Genomic DNA, 2,777 nt, shown 5'->3' with positions numbered 1-2,777 from the left:
CGGGCTCGGCGAGCCCGGACGCGACGGGCGGGGCCGCGCTCCCGGCGGAGATGGCGATGCGTCTCCCCAACGACGCGGTCGTCGGGAGTGTCGCGGCCGTGGGAGGCGTCGGGGGCGTCGGCGCGCCGTCCTCCGAGAGCGACCCGCGCGTCCTGCACCGCCGCCGGGGCGGGCCCACCGCACTGCGCATCCTGCTGGGCTCGCAGCTACGCCGCCTCCGGGAGGACAAGCGGATCTCGACCGAGGACGCGGCCTGGGTGATCCGCGGCTCGCACTCCAAGATCAGCCGGATGGAGCTGGGCCGCGTCGGCTTCAAGGAGCGCGACGTCGCCGACCTGCTGACGCTGTACGGCGTCACCGACCCCGCGGACCGGGACGGCCTGCTGGAGCTCGCGCGCGAGGCCAACTCCCCCGGCTGGTGGCACCACTACGGCGACGTCCTGCCGAGCTGGTTCGAGACCTACCTCGGCCTGGAGGAGGCCGCCGCCCTGGTCCGCACGTACGACGTCCACTGCGTGCCCGAACTGCTCCAGAGCGAGGGATACGCGGGGGCCGTCCTCCGCCTGCAGCATCCGGACGCCTCCGAGGCGGACCTCCGGCGACGCGTCCGGGTGCGGATGACGCGGCAGGAGCGGTTCGCCCGGCCGGGGGCGCCGGTCCTGTGGGCGCTCATCGACGAGGCCGTGCTGCGCCGCCCGGTCGGCGGCCGGGACGTGATGCGCGACCAGCTCCGCCACCTGGTCGCCATGGCGGACGTGCCGACCGTGACGGTGCAGATCGTCCCGTTCGCCGCCCGCCGGCCGGTCCTCGCGAGCCCCCCGTTCACCGTCCTTCGCTTCGCGGAGGCGGACCTTCCGGACGTCGTCTACCTGGAGCACCTGACCACGGCCCTCTACCTCGACCGGGGACCCGACGTCGAGGCGTACCTGGGGCGGGTGGAGCAGCTGGCCGACGTGGCGCTCCCCCCGGACCTGACCGTCCGCTTCCTGCTGGAGCTCCTGCACGCCGTCTGAGACCGGTCGGCGGGCCGGCGCGCGTCGCCTAAAATTCCGGGATGCGGGTTCCGTCTGATGAGGAGATCCGGGGGCTGCACGAGAAGCACGCCCCCTCGGCCGAGGCGTTCGAGCTGGTCTTCACGCACTGCGAGATCGTGGCGCGGATCGCGGCCCAGTTCAGCGGCAGCCCGCTCGTGCGCGCCGGGGCGCTGCTGCACGACATCGGCGTCTACCGGCTCTACGGACCGGACGGGCGGCTCGGTTCCGCCGACTACATCCGGCACGGCGTGCTGGGCGAGGAGCTGCTCCGCGGGGAGGGGTTGCCCGAGGCGCTGTGCCGGTTCTGCTCGCACCACACCGGGGTCGGCCTGACCTGCGCGGACGTGCGCGACCAGGGCCTGCCGCTGCCGGTGGCCGACTACCTCGCGGAGACGGACGAGGAGGCGGTCGTCATGTACGCGGACAAGTTCCACAGCAAGTCGACGCCCCCGGTGTTCGTCTCCGCGCCCACCTACACGGAGAAGGTCGGGCGGTTCGGCGAGGACAAGGCGCTGGCGTTCAAGGCGATGCGCGAGCGCTTCGGCGATCCCGAGCTGGGGCCGCTCGCCGAGGCGTACGGGTCCGCGATCATCTGACGGACGGCGCCGCCGCCCGACCGGCGGACGACGCCGCCTGTCAGAGCGCCGGGTCGGCCCCCACCGAATCGGCGGAGAGGCCATAGGTCTCCGCGAACTCGGCCAGGCTCTCGACGGCCTCGCGGGACCGCCGCCACGGCCGGACGATCAGCCGGTCCACCCCGAGCGCCGCCCACTCGGCCACCTCGCCGGGGTCCGCCAGGGCGTAGGCGTGCGCGGTGATCTCGAACGGCTCGCCGGCGCGGCCCGCCTCCTCCCGCAGAGCGCGCAGCTCCTCGATCCTGGGCCGGATGCCGTCGAGCGTCTGGGGCATGGAGATCCACCCGTCGCAGAGGGTCGCGGCGCGCCGCAGCGCCGCGCGCGACTCGCCACCCGCCAGGACCGGCAGGCGCGGCTGGACGGGCTTCGGCTCGAAGGCGACCTCGGGGAAGTCGTAGAACTCGCCGTGGTGCTCGACGGCCGGTTCGGTCCAGAGGCGGCGGGAGACGGCGATCGCCTCGTCCAGGCGGCGTCCCCGGGTGGCGAAGTCCAGCCCTGCGGCGCGCCACTCGCCCTCGTACCAGCCCGCGCCGACCCCGACGACCGCGCGGCCGTTGGAGACCTGGTCGAGCGTGGCGAAGGTGCGGGCGGCGGCGAGGGGGTGGCGCAGCGCGTAGAGGTACACGGCCGTCCCGAGCCGGACGCGCGTGGTCAGCGCGGCCAGCGCGCAGAGGTAGGCGGGCGCGTCGTAGAGCGGCGTCGCCGGGTTCAGGCGGGGTTTGTTGTCGTACGGGTAGGTGTCGGTCGACAGGTCGGTGGCGAAGACGAGGTGCTCGGCCAGCCACACGGACTCGAAGCCGGCACGGTCGGCCGTGACGGCGAGGTCCTTCCAGGCGGCGGGGTGGACGAGGCCGAGCGGGATGCCGAACTTCATGCTGTCCTTCCGTCCACGCGGTCGCGGGCGACCGCCTCGGGTGCGCGTTCCTCCGGCGGGCCGTGGCCGCCGCCGCCGGACGTCTCGATGATCAGGGCGTCGCCGGCGGCGAGGGGCTGCCGGGTGGCCCTGCTGCTGAGGGGCTCGGTCCGTCCGGCGGCGTGTTCGCGCAGGTAGGCGCCGGGCCGTCCGGGGGAGCCGCCGGCCGCGCCGGGCGGCGGTCGCCGCAGCCGG

Annotated in this window: 4 protein-coding genes; 2 read left to right on the top strand and 2 right to left on the bottom strand. The window is 74.8% G+C overall.

The annotated features are described in order from the left end of the window. The first annotated feature begins 50 nt into the window (after positions 1-50). Both DZF91_RS25480 and DZF91_RS25475 read left to right on the top strand, forming a co-directional pair. Positions 51-1,013: a helix-turn-helix domain-containing protein gene (locus tag DZF91_RS25480; RefSeq protein ID WP_235834551.1), complete on the top strand. Its 963-nt coding sequence runs from the start codon at positions 51-53 to the stop codon at positions 1,011-1,013. A gap of 41 nt (positions 1,014-1,054) precedes the next feature. Next, positions 1,055-1,630 carry an HD domain-containing protein gene (locus DZF91_RS25475; RefSeq protein ID WP_117359750.1) on the top strand — a complete coding sequence of 192 codons (576 nt, stop codon included), beginning with the start codon at positions 1,055-1,057 and terminating at the stop codon, positions 1,628-1,630. Between the two features lie 40 nt (positions 1,631-1,670). Here DZF91_RS25475 and DZF91_RS25470 read toward each other — a convergent pair whose 3' ends face one another. Then, the gene (locus DZF91_RS25470) at positions 1,671-2,543 is read right to left on the bottom strand and encodes a TIGR03619 family F420-dependent LLM class oxidoreductase (RefSeq protein ID WP_117359749.1); all 873 of its coding nucleotides are present in this window, start codon (positions 2,541-2,543) and stop codon (positions 1,671-1,673) included. Continuing rightward, a partial coding sequence (locus tag DZF91_RS25465; RefSeq protein ID WP_199486884.1) for a hydantoinase B/oxoprolinase family protein occupies positions 2,540-2,777 on the bottom strand: 238 nt, incomplete at its 5' end. The genes DZF91_RS25465 and DZF91_RS25470, both read right to left, overlap by 4 nt.

Origin of the sequence: Actinomadura logoneensis, from assembly GCF_003428695.1 — a bacterium.
GTDB classification, from domain to species: Bacteria; Actinomycetota; Actinomycetes; order Streptosporangiales; family Streptosporangiaceae; genus Spirillospora; species Spirillospora logoneensis.
This window is presented reverse-complemented; position numbering and strand designations above follow the sequence as displayed.